General features: G+C 24.9%; 14 protein-coding genes. 2 read left to right on the top strand and 12 right to left on the bottom strand.

Annotated elements, in window-relative coordinates; translation table 4 throughout:
• Positions 1 to 142 precede the first annotated feature (142 nt).
• Positions 143 to 1,081: an IS1595 family transposase gene (locus AC6I4F_RS03270; RefSeq protein WP_497874363.1), complete on the top strand. Its 939-nt coding sequence runs from the start codon at positions 143 to 145 to the stop codon at positions 1,079 to 1,081.
• A 26-nt stretch (positions 1,082 to 1,107) separates the two neighbouring features.
• Here the strand turns inward: AC6I4F_RS03270 and AC6I4F_RS03265 are convergent, their stop codons facing one another.
• The gene (locus AC6I4F_RS03265; RefSeq protein ID WP_497874362.1) at positions 1,108 to 1,260 is read right to left on the bottom strand and encodes a hypothetical protein; all 153 of its coding nucleotides are present in this window, start codon (positions 1,258 to 1,260) and stop codon (positions 1,108 to 1,110) included.
• Positions 1,261 to 1,359: 99 nt separating this feature from the next.
• Here AC6I4F_RS03265 and AC6I4F_RS03260 point away from each other — a divergent pair, with 99 nt between their 5' ends.
• Positions 1,360 to 1,854 (top strand): transposase, encoded by a 495-nt coding sequence (locus AC6I4F_RS03260; protein ID WP_497874361.1) that lies wholly within the window; start codon positions 1,360 to 1,362, stop codon positions 1,852 to 1,854.
• 29 nt (positions 1,855 to 1,883) lie between these two features.
• Here the strand turns inward: AC6I4F_RS03260 and AC6I4F_RS03255 are convergent, their stop codons facing one another.
• The 11 genes from AC6I4F_RS03255 to rny form a co-directional block, all read right to left on the bottom strand.
• Complete coding sequence (locus AC6I4F_RS03255) at positions 1,884 to 2,168, bottom strand: hypothetical protein (protein WP_497874360.1); 285 nt, start codon at positions 2,166 to 2,168, stop codon at positions 1,884 to 1,886.
• An 841-nt stretch (positions 2,169 to 3,009) separates the two neighbouring features.
• The gene (locus tag AC6I4F_RS03250; RefSeq protein ID WP_497874359.1) at positions 3,010 to 3,561 is read right to left on the bottom strand and encodes a hypothetical protein; all 552 of its coding nucleotides are present in this window, start codon (positions 3,559 to 3,561) and stop codon (positions 3,010 to 3,012) included.
• 149 nt (positions 3,562 to 3,710) lie between these two features.
• Positions 3,711 to 4,517, bottom strand: coding sequence for an SDR family NAD(P)-dependent oxidoreductase (locus tag AC6I4F_RS03245; protein ID WP_497874358.1), 807 nt, complete (start codon positions 4,515 to 4,517; stop codon positions 3,711 to 3,713).
• 23 nt (positions 4,518 to 4,540) lie between these two features.
• The gene (pgsA, locus tag AC6I4F_RS03240; RefSeq protein ID WP_497874357.1) at positions 4,541 to 5,182 is read right to left on the bottom strand and encodes a CDP-diacylglycerol--glycerol-3-phosphate 3-phosphatidyltransferase; all 642 of its coding nucleotides are present in this window, start codon (positions 5,180 to 5,182) and stop codon (positions 4,541 to 4,543) included.
• 225 nt (positions 5,183 to 5,407) lie between these two features.
• Positions 5,408 to 7,276 (bottom strand): VirD4-like conjugal transfer protein, CD1115 family, encoded by a 1,869-nt coding sequence (locus AC6I4F_RS03235; protein ID WP_497874356.1) that lies wholly within the window; start codon positions 7,274 to 7,276, stop codon positions 5,408 to 5,410.
• 208 nt (positions 7,277 to 7,484) lie between these two features.
• Positions 7,485 to 8,828, bottom strand: coding sequence for an Mbov_0396 family ICE element transmembrane protein (locus AC6I4F_RS03230; protein WP_497874355.1), 1,344 nt, complete (start codon positions 8,826 to 8,828; stop codon positions 7,485 to 7,487).
• Positions 8,829 to 8,882: 54 nt separating this feature from the next.
• Positions 8,883 to 9,251, bottom strand: a complete 369-nt coding sequence (locus AC6I4F_RS03225) for a hypothetical protein (protein WP_497874354.1) — start codon at positions 9,249 to 9,251, stop codon at positions 8,883 to 8,885.
• A 299-nt stretch (positions 9,252 to 9,550) separates the two neighbouring features.
• Positions 9,551 to 12,238, bottom strand: coding sequence for an Mbov_0397 family ICE element conjugal transfer ATPase (locus AC6I4F_RS03220; RefSeq protein ID WP_497874353.1), 2,688 nt, complete (start codon positions 12,236 to 12,238; stop codon positions 9,551 to 9,553).
• Positions 12,219 to 12,470, bottom strand: a complete 252-nt coding sequence (locus AC6I4F_RS03215) for a hypothetical protein (RefSeq protein ID WP_497874352.1) — start codon at positions 12,468 to 12,470, stop codon at positions 12,219 to 12,221. The genes AC6I4F_RS03220 and AC6I4F_RS03215 overlap by 20 nt, the downstream gene beginning before the upstream one ends.
• A gap of 330 nt (positions 12,471 to 12,800) precedes the next feature.
• Positions 12,801 to 14,156: a signal recognition particle protein gene (gene ffh / locus AC6I4F_RS03210; protein WP_497874351.1), complete on the bottom strand. Its 1,356-nt coding sequence runs from the start codon at positions 14,154 to 14,156 to the stop codon at positions 12,801 to 12,803.
• A 163-nt stretch (positions 14,157 to 14,319) separates the two neighbouring features.
• Entirely contained in the window at positions 14,320 to 15,894 is a 1,575-nt protein-coding gene (rny, locus tag AC6I4F_RS03205) for a ribonuclease Y (protein ID WP_497874350.1), read from the bottom strand.
• Positions 15,895 to 15,977: the final 83 nt, after the last annotated feature.

Below are 15,977 nucleotides of genomic sequence, written 5' to 3'. Positions count from 1 at the left end.
GGTTACACTTTATTGGACACTAATTACGTAAACAAGTGAACAAATTAGTTAAAAGAAAGTAATTATAATTATGGCCAATATTAACTCATATTAATATGAATTTAAAAAATAAATAGTATATTTATATCAAAGTGGTAAGTCAGTGTCTTGTCTTGCTAAAGAGTACAATGTTACAAGAGCAGCTACTTATAATTGAATTAAGCAATTTACTAATTCAGGCAGTTTTAAAACCAAAGATAACCGTTCTGTTGAAGAAAATGAATTAATTAAGGAAATTATCCCCACATGTACTAGTGTGGAGGAAAAAATGAATTGAAATGAATTTAATAGCATATTTCAAAATGAAAACGATTGTTTGAAATATATAGCGAAGTTGAAAGTAATGAAATGTATCAGGTGTGCTTCTTCTAGTTTGAATGTTTCTGATTTGAGAAGAATAAGATGTTTGAAATGTCATCAAACATTTAGTATTCTTCATGACACCATTTTTCACAAGTCACAAACACCTTTGACATCTTGGTTTTATCTCATCTTTAGATGAATAAACACAAAGCATGGTATACCATCAACAGATGTTGCAAGGGAATTGGGTGTGACATATAAAACAGCTTGAAGAATGGGTCATGAAATCAGAACTAGAATTTGGAATCAAGATGCAGGGTTCATTGATGATGGCACAGCACAGATGGATGAAATGTATCTTTCACATGTAGGTTTTAAAAAACAAGGAAGATCCTTGTTGAATAAAACCTTGTTTGTTGGAGTTTATGAGAAAACCAGCAACAAACTAATTGTGAAAGTATTGAAAAAAGCAGATGAGAAAAACCTTTTATGATTTGCATTGAAACACATTTCTACTGGGTGTTGTCTATTTACGGATTCTTGGAAGGGATATGGAAGTTTCAAAAAACTTCTATCACAAACATGAAATCGTAAATCATGAATTTGGGTATGTGTCATCAACAGGTGTAAACACAAACCAGATTGAATCTGCATGAAAACACATCCGACGAACTTTCCGAAAACACATAAAAGTTTCAAAACACAATATTCATTTATATGCAGCTTCTTTTGCATATAAATTCAATAAGATACCTAGTTTTGAAACTATAATTTTGTGTTTGATTTAGATACATGTGGGGATAATTTCCTAGATAGGCTTTTATCTCCATTTATGTGATAAAATTTAAAAATAGTACATAAAGGGATAAAAGCCTTAATTAAATTAAGAAAAGAATTAAAACAATTATGAATAAACATAATTTAATATCAAAATACACTAAATTATCATAAAAAAATTATCATAATAAAGTCAATGATAGTCAAATTACTAATCTTGTTAATAGAGACTTTAATAATATGCTTAAAAATGAAGTTATTGTTAGTGATTTAACTTATGTTCAAGTTAATGGTAAATGAAACTATATTTGCTTATTAATCGACCTGTACAATCGCGAAATTATTGGACATAGTGTAGGTACTAAAAAAGATGCATCATTAGTATATCAAGCATTTATGTGCTCAAATCGTTGTTTAAAAGATATTCAAATATTTCATAGCGATCGCGGTAATGAATTTAATAATAAAAGTTTATCAATAGTTTTATTAGCCTTCAATATTACCCACTCTTTAAACAAAAAAGGTTGTCCTTATGATAAGGCTGTTTCTGAAGCAACTTTCAAAACTTTCAAAACAGAATTTATTAATGATAAAAATTTTACATCATTAATCCAATTAAAATTAGAATTATTTGATTGTATCAATTGATACAACAACATAAGAATCCACAGCACTCTAAACTACTTAACCCCCATAAAACACCAAGCACAAATGTCTAGCAAAAAACAGTCCTAAAAAAGGTTGCCATTCCATGTTTTAAGAAATTATTCTTTCAAAGTATTGTCACTATAACTTACAATTTTATTATTTAAATTTAAATTTTTATTAATACCAATATTGGCAATTGTATTAAGAATTGATATTTGTAATGTTTTTACTCTAAAAGATAAATCATGAATTTCAGTTTCATTTAAGACACGAAGTTCTCCATTGATTAAGTATTCATCACCAATTCTAAAGTTTTTAATTCAAGTTGCGCGATTAAGATCAGCATAACTAATATCTTCCTCGCGAAAACTTAAAATAGAATTATTATTAGATTTTTTCAATTTAATAATAGATAAGTTATCACCTAATAAGCCTAAATAAGCCTAGGCTTTGATCATGTTGCTCAATTGAATTTCTAATAATAGGAATTATTAAACATTTTTGATCAGGAGTTTGTGTTCAAATGATAACTGTTTCAAGTTTGCAACCATTACAATATTGATAATTACAATTTATATTTTCACATCTAGTTTCGTTAGTTGTTTTTGTTAATGGCACATTGGCAAAATAAATGCCACAATTTATAATATTATGCATTTAATAAACATCATTTTCTAAAGTTTTAATAATACTTTTACTATAAACAAACTTAATTACCATAAAAGAGTAAATTTGACCTTAAACTTAATACTTTTAAAGTATAATGATATAAATTTTAAAATGTTTTTAATTATTAGTCTGTATAAATTTTGGTTTAAGGGTAAGTGGGAATATTAATTTATGAAATTGGAATAGATATTAAATTGAGTTTTTAAACTAAATTAAAGACTCATATCAATAAATTAAAATACAAAATTCTTACATGAAAATTACTCATATAAGGGCATAAAGCCAAATTTACAATTTTAAATTAATTAAACTGATGTTTTATCCTAAAGTTTTAGGACAAATATATAATAACAAATTTAAACCAAATTACAATAGAATCTCATACTGTATATAATATATTTTGATTAATTACCACTATAAATTTATTATTAATACTTTTAATTAATTTTATATTCTAAATATTATTTATTTTATTTTAAAAAACAAAAAAATAAATAAAAGTAATACTTAAGTACTACTTTTATAATATAATTTCTCTAATTAAGTTAAAAAAATAATATTTTAAACTATAAATTAAAATTCAGGCAAATTTAACTTTAAACTAGTAGTAAAATAACCTCTTACAAACTGAGTATCTTTTTCATTATTTGCTGTAACTGTTTCAACACTAACAAATTTAAAAATAAATGCTTTTTGATTTCAATCATAATTGTAACTAACTGTTTGTTGAACTTTATTCATATTTCCTTCATGTGAAATACTATTATCAATAAACTTTGTATCACTAGATACAATAACTGAATTCTTACTTTGAACATTATAATAATCTTTTCTATTTATATGAAAATCGGCATTACTTTTTATATCAGTTAATTCTATATATTTTAATTTTGAAGGATCACTAAAAAGAACAATAACATTTTTTTCAAAAGTTTTAGTTGTAGTTTCTCCATTATCAGCAAAAATAGGGTATTCAACAATATCAATTTGTTGTATTACATCATGTAAATTATCAACATTTATTAAATTGGAATTTTTTACATATGAATTTAATATCGAAGAAGTTGAAAATATTGATGCTGCTGATACTGCTATTGTTGTTAACATTGATAAATTTTTTTTCATAAATAACACCTCTTTTTTAATAACTTCTTAAAATCTTAAGAAGTTGGATACATCATAAACCTTTCTTTTAAAAAACAATAAAAAACATTTATTTATTATAAATGTTTTTTAATAATTTTTACGATTAAAATAAAAAATGAAATTCATTATTAGCGATTTTTTTGATAATTATATACTAATTTAAGTACTGTTTTTAAAGGTAATATTCTAATAATAGTTCTTGTAATTTTATTAGAAATTCCTGTAATAATAAAACTTTTTCTTTTTGTTTTTAAGGCTGTTTGTAAAGACTTTTTAGCATAAGTTTCAGTATCTAAAACTGGTAATAATGAACTATAATTTTCTTTATTTTCTTTACCATTACTACTACGATTTCAAAATTCAGTTTTTAATGGACCTGGACAAATTGTAATTACTCTTACTTTACTTTTTGCTCTTTTTAATTCATAATTAACTGCAACACCTAAACTTCAAACATATGATTTAGAAGCATAATAACTAGCAAAAACAGGCCCTGGACTAAAAGCTGCCATACTTCCAATATTAATAACACGACCATAATTATTTTTACTAAAACGTTGAACAAATAACTTTGTTAAAATATGTAAACAAGAAATATTTAAATTAATCATATTTAATTCTTGTTCTAACATGCTATCTGCAAATGTTCCTCAAACACCATAACCAGCATTATTAATAACTACTGTTACATTTAATTCTTTTGATAACTCAAATAATTTATAAATATTTTTTAAATCAGATAAATCTAAATCATAATTTTTAACTTGTAAGTGTGGATACTTATCTGCTAATTCTAATATTTTTTTACTATCACGTGATACCCCTAATACGTGATAACCTTGTGCTAATAATGCTTGACAGTAATAATATCCCAATCCTTTAGACGCTCCCGTAACTACTGCTCACTGATTCAAAACAATTACTTTATTTATCATTTATATTAATACTCCTTTTATTTTTAGATATTAAACATTTTTTTACTATTTGAACTAATATAATTATAAGCGCTAAAAATACTTAATATTGTAGCAACGTACATTGGTATCATTACTAATTGATTAATTAAGCCATATTGATCATTATTACTATGACCATTAACACTACCATTTAAAAATCGTCAATTAATAAAAAATAAAATTGTAATTCCTAACATTTGTACTGCTGCCTTTATTCTACCATATTTATCAGCAGCCATTACTGTGCCTTTAGTAGCCAAAATTTGACGAACTACATCAATAATAAAATCACGTAATACCAAAATAACTACCATTCAAACTGGAATTATAGTAGCACATGCCATTACAATTAAAACACCATTAGTTAAAAGTTTATCTGCAATTGAATCAAAAAATTTACCAAAAGTTGTTACCTGATTAAATTTTCTTGCTCATCATCCATCAATAAAATCACTAATGGCAGCAATAATAAATAAAATTGCTGCTATTAACCAACTAATTGGTAAACTATAACTATTAATATTAATACTTGTTATTCAAAGATGATAAAAATTATCATTATCTATTGGACCAATAATCATTAAACTAACAATAATTGGAACTAATATTAATCTTATTAAAGAAATAATATTGGGAACACTCATATTTAAAATCCTTTCATATAAGTTTATTTATAATATTTAACATTATTGTGTACTTACCTTTTTTAGCATAATTTATAAAAAGTAAAACTTATATTTTTGATCTATTCATGAAATAAGTATATCGTTATTTTCTATATCTATCAATAATATACATTTATATATTAAAATAAATATTCTTTTATATACAATTTCTTAACTATTGTTTGTTTTTTCTTTTTCTGATTTTTATCTTTCGGCAGCGGCTTGTGGATTTTTTCTTTTCTCAATATAATAGAATAAGCCAATATAACTTAAATAATAATCTTTATTAAAATCAATTAAACGTGAAGCATTTGTAACAGTTGCTTGTCCTGCCGGTTTACTTCCTCATTCATAAAACGGAATTAAACGTGTTTTTGCTGGATTATGTTTTGCTAAAAAAATAACAGCAGTATCAAAATCTAATTTCATTAACTCACTACCTGTAATTAATTTTTTACCTTGTAATGATGAATTAATATTATCAGCTTTTTTATCTTTATTACCAGAATGGCTATAATTAATAATTGTTTTTTCACCGAACATATCTGAATATTTATTAGCAGTTTGTAAATCCATAGTTTGCAAAAAAGTATGCAAAATACAGTTATTAAAAATAGTTTCTGCTGTTTCTTTACCATATTTTTGTGTTAATTGTTGTAAATCTTGCATAATCATCATGAAAAAAATATTACGACTTCGTGCAACAGTAATCATTTGTGCCATACTAGCAATCGTTGGTATATTACCAAACTCATCAAATAAAAAGTATAAAGGACGTGGTAATTTAATATCAGGCAAAGTACTTGCATAACGAATTGTATTTTTATATAACTGTGCAATAAACATTGATACAAAAGCATTACGTTCATTACTTTCATCAGGAACAACTAAGAAAACAGCACTTGTTTTTTTTACAATTTCATCTAAATTTATATCATTACTACAACTAATATTTCGTGTCACTGGATCAGTAAATAAACGTAATCCATTAGCAACCATTTGACTAATTGATCCCGCAGTTTCTTCAGCACCTTCTAATGCACCTAAACCAATTTGACGAGCTAAACTATGAGTTGGCATTTTTTTTAGAATTTCAACATATCGTTGACGATTAGTAGCAACAATAGCAGCATTTGACATACTAAAGTATTTTAAAGGAACATCAGGTTGATCTTCAAGTTGTTCTAGCATAAATAACATAATTGATTTAACAACTTGCATCGCTGATTGATTTCAAAATTTTTGTTTTGGATCTGATTCAGGAAATAAGGCTTCAACAATATCATTAATTCATGATAATGCCATTGATTCATAAGTAATTGATTCATTTAAAGGATTATTTTCTTTTTTTAAACGCATTGATTCTACATAAAAATCATATACTTTAACAAAAGGATTTCATGAATTAGATACTGATGTATCACGTAAATTAATAACATAAACATCGTAACCATTATCTTTTAATATTTTAGAATGATTTTGAAATAATTCTCCTTTTGGGTCAGTAATAACCATTGATGGTTTAATTTTTGATTGGGCATTTAAATATATAGTTGGAATAACTAATTTTTGAGTTTTACCACTTCCTGTTCCCCCAATTACAATATTATGAGCATTAGACTTAATATTAAATTGGACACCACCAATTTTATTTTTTGTTGTTTGAACAACAATACCGTAATCATTTTCAACAGTTTTTGATAAAGGAAAGGTATTAGCAATTTCAGTGGGTGTTAATCAAGCAGCAGATCCATACACTTTATTTTTTGAATCACGTAAAAAGCGACTTTTATTATGAGTTTCACGATAAATTTTATATTTATGAATCATAAAGTAAGATAATAAAACTGAAAATTCAATAAGAAATAAAATTAAAAATATTAGTCAATAATTAATAACATCCTGTATTAAAAATTTAAGTGTAAATGGTTGTTGATTATCTCCACTATGAGAAAACATGTTACGAACAAAGACTAAAGCATAAACTAATAAAGTATTTATTAATACTAAAAAGGGTATAACAATTATAATTACTGCTGGTAGTACTCATTTTTTTTGACGAATAAATTTCATTTTTATGTTCCTTTATTTTTTATATATTTTATAATAATTTATATTTTACCCATATTGGGAAATAACACCAGCAATACCTGATATTATTAATAATAAAATACCAATACTTACATTTCGTCTTTAACGATAACTTTTTTTCTTTTTAAATTCATTTTTTGTTTTTTTAAATTTCATGATTATTTCTCCAAGATTTTAATATTTTATTTTTTTATTCATCAGAATCTCCTCTTCTTGCATTCTTTCTAATATTATTTAAATTTACAACAGGTTCTTTAAAAGCAGCATTAGCAATATTTTTTAATCCAACAAAAGGACTTTTTAAATTATTTTTTGTATCTTGTCATTTAGTACCATGATCATTAGAATTTTGAAATTTACCAATTCCTTTAGCAAATCCTTTAGTACCTTTACCTAAATAACGCGTGATACCATTTTTTAATAGTCCATTTGCTTTCTTTTCGCTACCATCAGGATTTCTTCAATCTTTAGCACCACCAAATGCAATTTGTTTTCCAAGTTTTAATGCACCAGCACCACCGGCTGCAAGGCTAGCAAAATTGCGAGCTTTACCCATAATATTTCCAGCAATAGCTGCTCCATTGGAATCAATAGCACTTTGTACACCTAAGTTTTGTGTTACTAAGTGATTAATAATTTTTTGAGTTCTTAAACAACTAATAGCACCGGCTGTACAAAATAATGTATATAGAACTTGTTTTTCAAGTCAACTAAAATTAGTATTATTAGTAATATCTACTATTGCTTTTGGTAATATTTCAAGGAATATATAAATAGGTAACATCGTTCCTGGACCAATAATAAACTTACCTATTACCATTTCTTTTCAAACACCCAATCTTTTTCCTTGATCAACAGGCATTATAGCGGCAACAATTGGTGATATTGAAAATAAAAGTAATAAATCAATAATTCTTTCAACCAATGTCATTGATGCAACAAATAATACATATAAAGTAAATCACACCGCAATAATTTCAAGAATAAAGTTTCAATGTTTTAAATACAAAATATCAGGCATTGAAAAAACACCATTAGGATGCAAAGAACTATAATAATCAGGAGCACCAATACCTCATAATAAATCAGCTAAACTAGCATTTTTTCCTAAAGCTGTAATTTGTAAAACTGCCAATAATCCTGTCATTAGATAATTTATAGCACTCATAAAAAATGGAATGAAAACAATTACTAAAAAAGCTAAAAATGTATTTTTTATAGCTTTACCTAGTTTTTCTCTAATTGTATGTGTTTCAGTAAATTGGATAATAATTAATTGCATAATAAACATAATAAGTATTACACCAATTGAAACAACAGCTAATACTGAAAAAAATATTGGTAAGTTTTTACTATTAAGTGGATCTTCATTAAATTTTCCAAAAATTAAATTAGTTATTGCATCAGTTGTTAAATAATCAAATATACCATGTGGTCTTAATAAAACATCAATTAAATATAATGGTCCTTGAATAAAAATAAGTCAAGGTATAAATAATAAAACTCCTAGTATAATATCTGTTAGTCAATCCATATTTTCATCTCTTTTCTTTTCATAACTTAATATCAAGTTAATATATAACTTTCTTTAGTTAGTAGGAAGAATATTTGGATTACCACCAAAGGCCTGCACAAGAGCAATTATTATTGCTGATGCAGTAATACCAATAATTGGTGCAATTAATGTATACATAAACGCTTTTTTAATCTCACTTCTACGTTGTGGATCATCACCAGCAGCCGCTAAATCTTTTGCCAATATAATTATTTTAAAAACACTAAATGCAATTAAAGCAGCAATTAGCAATCCTGCAACTGCCGAAACATAAGGTTTTGCTACATCAATGATTTTATTTATATCAGGTCCATCTGATAGATAATTAAAAATCATAAGTTTTTCCTCCTTAAATAATAAAAAAATAAAATTATTTACTAATCAAAATTGTTTATAAAGCATGAATTTATCTAATAATATAATAAACTCTATTTTACTCCTTAAAGAGATAAATTAGGACTTACAGTCAAATTCATATGTTATAAATAATGTTGATACACATTAATTATAGTTGGTTTTAAAATAAAGTAAATAAAAATTTTCAATTTTATCAACTTATTTTTTATTATTTTATAAAATTTATTATTTAAATAAAATCATATTAATAAAACTTATAAGTTTTATTAATATGAAAGTATCTTTATTTAGTTTAAAAATAAATTAACAATTATTGATGAAATCGATAATGTATAAAAAATATACTAATTTTCAATTTCTTTATTTTTTATATTTTTAATTGCTTGTGTTTCAGCATCACTAACATTAATATTTAAACACATACGATATAAACTAGAAATAGCAAAAAGACATTCACCAACTTTAGCACGAGCAATAAAATCAGTTTCATTAGCAGAAATGCCACCATATGAAGAATACAATTCATTTAATGCTGCTAAATCATGAGGTTGTAAGTTTAATACTTTTAAATATTGACTTGAGTTAATAATAGCAGTAGTATATTTTTTAATTTCTTCAGAACCAAGAAAATCGTTAATATTTTGTGTAATAATATTTATCATACCTGTATACTTACGAATTCTCTTAACAATTTGATACATAAATAATAATGCTGCTGGAAATTCTTTATCAATAAGTAAATGGGCTTCATCAATAGTAATTGAAATTCATTGTTGTTTATTATTAATTTCGTTATCATTTTTATTCTTTCGTACTTCATTTTCAATATATTTCAAAATTAAAAACATTTGAGCGTTAACTAAACGTTTATTCCCTGATTGTGTTAAAGTATATAAATCATAAACTTGTAATATACTACTGCTATTAATATTAGTATGAGCATTTCATAAATTAGCATCAGTACCACCAGTTGCAAATCTTGATAATATAATTAGTAAATTTTTTAATTCATTTTTACTTCTAATCTCTTCTTCTTTAACCATATCAGATTCAATAATATCATATAAATCTTGAAAAATTGGAAATTGATTTGGTTTTAATAAATGAATTTTTGTTCGAGAAGTAATACCAAATTTTTCATACATTAAATTTACATAAATCATTAATAAACTTGATTCATTTCTCGTTAATCCACCAGTAGAAATGTTTAAAAATTGTTCTAAGAATTGCATATGTGGTGCTAAAATATCACGAGTATTATTATCATTATTATTATCATCACTCAGTGCCAATGTAATTTGAAATGGATTAATATTGCCAGAAGAACCATCACCAACATCAATTCAACTTCCATCATGATAATTACATAAATCGCGATATTCACGTTCAGGATCAATAACAATTACTTTATGACCAAGCATAATTTGATAATTTACTTCTTTTTTAGAAGTATAAGATTTTCCTGAACCACTAGTACCAATAATTAGTTGATTATGATTTTTACGAGTACTACTTTTAGTTCTTTGATCAAAAAATACTTTATTACCACTTTCATTAAATCCAAGAAATAATCCTTGTTTATCATTTAATTCTTGATTTAAAAAAGGAAAACTAGCACCTATTGTTAAACATGGCATTTCGTGACCTGTTTCTTTAAATCAATCAGCACTATCTGGCATTACTGATAAAAAAGCTTCTAATTGACGATAATATAATTTATCAAACTTCATATTATTGTTTTTTATTTCGTATTCGGCAGTACTAATATTTTGTTTAAGTTGCTTACAATCAGCACCATTAATTAATAAATACATATTAGTATTAAATATTTTTTCACCACCACCAGCAATTTGATCTAATAATTCATTTAATGATTGATAATGATAATCATAATCTCTTCGTTCTGATAATGATTTTGTCATAAAATTTAAAGTTGCTAAATTTTGCATAGCTTTATTCAATTGTTTTTTAGCACTTTCTTCACTGATACTATTAAAAGTAAAGATTAAACTAGTATTAGGAATATTTACTAAATTTACTAATCAGACTGCTGAAACTTCAAATGGATAATCATATATGTTATAAACAGTTTGAAAACAATTAGCAAATTCTAAATTATTCTTATGAACTAACAATTCTTTAATCGCCAAATCATTAGTTAAATCTTTACTTTTAACAGTTTCTTCTTTTTTTATAGTAAACATTTCTTCTAAGGAAGCATTTTCATTAGAATTTATTAATTTACTATAAACAACCATCATTTCAAAACAATTAATATCACTAGCTTTAACACCACTACGACTGATATAATTTTTAAAAGCATTTACTTCTTCTTTTAATTTTTCTTGATTTGATGAATAAAAAAATAAGTAAAAAAATGGTTGCGTCATTTCATTTTGATTTTGAATTTCATTATTAGCATTAATTGCTGATATCATTTGTAATTTTCTTGCTAATTTTGCTTTTTCACTAATATTTTCTAAATCAATTTTTTCGAGTTGTTCTTTATAAAAATTAGTTTGTGCAGTTATATCTAAAGGCATATCAATCTTTATTAAAGACATAGAAATATTAATAATTTTAAAAGCTGCAGCTAAATCTTTAATTTTATTTGAGGCTTCTTCATTAGATAATAATGTAATATTAAAACCCTCCAATAATAAAGCTCTAGTATAATTTGTATTTTTCACATTTAATTGCATCACATTCTTACTAATAATTTTTTTAAATGGTACTAATATTTGTGAATTTTTTTCAGATTTGTAATAATGATTTTTACTATGAAATTTAAATCATAATAAAATAATTTCTCATCCTTTTTTTCTTGGTTGTCAATAAAAAGTAAGTGGAATAGTAGCACAACCAACTAAAATAACAGCTAATATTTTAAAAATAATATCAATTTGCAACAATAAAATAATAATTGAAGCAAATCCAACTACCATTAAAATAATTAATAAATCAATTAAACCAACACTTCTCCAAATTTGTAATTTTACAAATTTAATAGTTTTAGGAATTAAAAATTTCATTTATCTTTTCTTTTGAAATTTCATTAGAATTTAGCGCTGAATTTGGTTTACTGTTTATTTTCTCTATCTTTATACTATTAACACGCTTCTTAAAGCCACAACGACTGCAATTAACTTGCATATTTATTCCTTCTAAGTAATCAACTATCAAAATTACTCTACCACATCGATAGCAAGCAAAAGAATTTTGTGGCTTTTGAGCTAATCGAACAGATGTATACGTATCTTTCATAATCATTGTCTCCTAACTGAATTTAATTTGTTTACTAAACACAATTCAAAGTTATCTTGTTCCCTAAATATTATTAAGCAACTGAAAAAGAAAAAATAAATTTTTGTTATATTTTTAATTTAAAATAACCCACTATTTAAACACTATTTTCTTTTTAAAATCTAGTTTTACTTTAAAAAATAAATTAAATTTTTAAAAACAAAGAAGAAAATTTTAAAAAATTTTAATAAAATAATATCTATAAAAACTCAATAAATCAAAGTTTTATACATTTCTTGAGTTAAATAAATTTTAACAAATTAACTAAAAATAACAAATTTTTTTATTTTTCTAACTTTTTATTAACTTATCTAATCCTGGAATATTTGGCATTTCTCCTTTTTTAATCTGACCAGCAATTTGATCCATAACTTTTTTAGTTTTTTCAAATTGGTTTAACACTTTATTTAATTCTTTTTCTGAACGACCTGAGCCTTTTAATACTCTTGCTTTTCTACTTGGATAACGTAAAATTTGTGGTTTTTCACGTTCTTGAACAGTTGTTGAAGCAATAATATATTCTGCTATTTTTAAATCAGTTTCAGCATCACTAATTTTAGCATCACTAATTTTAGCAGACATACCAGGAATCATTTTTACAAGTGATCCCAATTTACCCATTTTTTGAATTTGCTTCATTTGATTAACAAGGTCATTCAAATCAAATTGACCTAACATCATTCTATTCATAGTTTCTTCAACATCACGAGTTGAAACTATACTTTCGGCCTTCTCCATTAATGTAGTAAGATCACCCATTCCTAAAATACGTTCTGCCATTCTTTCTGGATAAAAAACCTCTAAATCAGTTACCTTTTCACCCATTCCTAAGAATTTAACAGGAATCTTTGTTAAATAAGAAATTGAAAGAGCTGAACCACCCTTAGCAGTACCATCTAATTTAGTGATTATGCTTCCAGTAATAGGAATAGTATTATTAAACTCAATAGCAACATTAATTATATCTTGTCCTGCCATACCATCACAAACAAGTAAAACTTCTTTTGGTGAAGTAATTTTTCTTATTTCTGCTAGTTCTTGCATTAATTTTTCATCAATGTGTAATCTTCCAGCTGTATCAATTAATATTACATCAAACTTATTTTTATTAGCATATATTTGAGCATTTTTAACAATATTAGTAGGAGTTTCATTTTTTTGAGAAAAAACTTCAATATTCAATTGTTTTCCTAAAACTTTTAATTGTTCAATAGCAGCTGGACGATAAATATCTCCTGCAATTAGTAAACATTTTTTTTGATATTTATCTGTTAACAACTTTGCTAGTTTAGATATTGTTGTTGTTTTACCAGAACCTTGTAAACCAACTATCATAATAACAGTAGGATTAGTAGATAAGTCTAATTCAACATTCTTAGTACCCATAATCTTTGTTAATTCATCATGAATAATTTTAATTAACATTTCTTTTTGATCTAAGCCTTCTTTAATAAATTCACCTTTTGCTTTATTAATAATTTCATTAGTTAAAGTTTTAACCACCCTAAAATTAACATCAGCCTCTAACAAAATTAATCTGAATTCTTTAATTGTTGCTTCCATATTTTCCATGGTTAAAGTTTTTTTACTTAAATTTTTTTCTAATGTTTTTTGTACTTTTTTTGACATAATGTCAGCAAAACTCATATTTATATTCTCCTTTATTTTTAAGACTATATTATTTTAACACTAAAATAATAATGAAAAAATAAATTAAACATAAAAAATAAATATTTGAATTAACAAATTATATATTTTATAAAGTTAAAAGAGAACCCTTAGGTTCTCTAAAAAACAATTAATTAATTTTTTAATTAATTAATTCTGTTGCTCTTACTTCACGAATAACAGTAATATGAATATCGCCTGGTATTGTAATCATTTGTTCTAATTTTTGTTTTAAGTTTCTTGCTAATATATGAGCATCAAAATCATTAATAACTTTAGGATCAACAATAACTCTAATTTGTCTTCCGGCCTGAACAGCATATGCTTTTTCTACGCCTTTAACAGATTTACACAAATCTTCAATTTCTTTAATTCTAGTTATAAATTCTTCTAATGAATTATTTCTTGAACCAGGTCTAGCTGCTGATAATGTATCAGCAGCTGAAACTAAAGAAGAATAAACATTATCTTTTGCAACATCACCATGATGAGAATGAATAGCATTAATAATAATATCACTTTCACCATATTTTTTTGCTAAAATCACACCATTATAAACATGTGAACCTTCTAATTCATAATCAGCGGCTTTACCAATATCATGTAATAAACCAGCACGTTTTGCAATATTAACATCTAAACCCAATTCAGCTGCCATTGCTCCTGCAAGTTTAGCAACTTCAAAGGAATGCAATAAAACATTTTGACCATAACTTGTACGATATTTTAATCTTCCAATATAAGATACTAACTCTGGTTCAAAACCAGTTAATTTTAACTCATCAATAATTTTTTTACCATCAACTTTAAAACCTTCATTTAATTCCTGCTCATGAAATCTCAAGATTTCTTCAATTCTAATTGGATGAATTCTTCCATCTTTAACTAAATCTTCTAAAGCTCTAGTTGCAATTTCTCTTCTGATCGGATTAAATGAAGAAATTTGAATTGTTTCTGGCGTATCATCAATGATAATATCTACACCTGCTGTTAACTCAAAAGATTTAATATTTCTACCCTCTTTACCAATAATTCTGCCTTTCATTTCTTCATTAGGCAAATTAACATATGATACTGACTTATCAACAATAAAATTACTTGCATAACGTTCTATTGCTTCACTAACAATATTATTGGCTAACTTTTTAGATTGAAGTTTAATATTATATTCATGATTTTTAATAATTTTATTAAATTCTAATGATAATTTTTCTTTTAATTTACTAAACAATTCATCTTTTGCTTCATTTCGACTCATACCAGAAATTTTTTCTAATTCCATAATAATTTGATCAATTTTTTGATGATATTCTAATTTAACATTTTTTACAATTTCACGTTGATGATAAAGATTTTGTGTTTGTGTTTCAATTATTTCTTCACGTTCACTTAATTTGCGTTCTCTTTTATTTAAAAGTTTTTCATATTCTAAATTTTGTTCTTTACGATATTCAATTTCTAAATACAAATCTTTTTTCATTTTACTTATTTCAATTTTTGCATCGGCTCTTGAGGATTGAATTAATTTTTGAGATTCTTTTTCTCTCTTTAAAATATTAGTAAAACTTTGTTGTTCTTTAATTTTTAAATACATTTTTCTAATTAGAAATCCAGCAATTATCCCTACTATCATTGCTAGAAAAATTGATATACCTACTCACATTCCAAACTGTTGACTACTTATATTTGATAATATAGCTAACATATTTTTTTCCATTTATATTTTTCTCCTTGCTGTAAAACACCTACAAGAAAAAGAATCCTTACACTCAAAAAGTTAAATAAAATTAAAATTTTATA

The sequence above is a fragment of the Spiroplasma ixodetis genome (genome assembly GCF_059729505.1).
The sequence above is the reverse complement of the archived record's forward strand: the minus strand, read 5'-3'. Positions and strand labels throughout refer to the sequence as shown.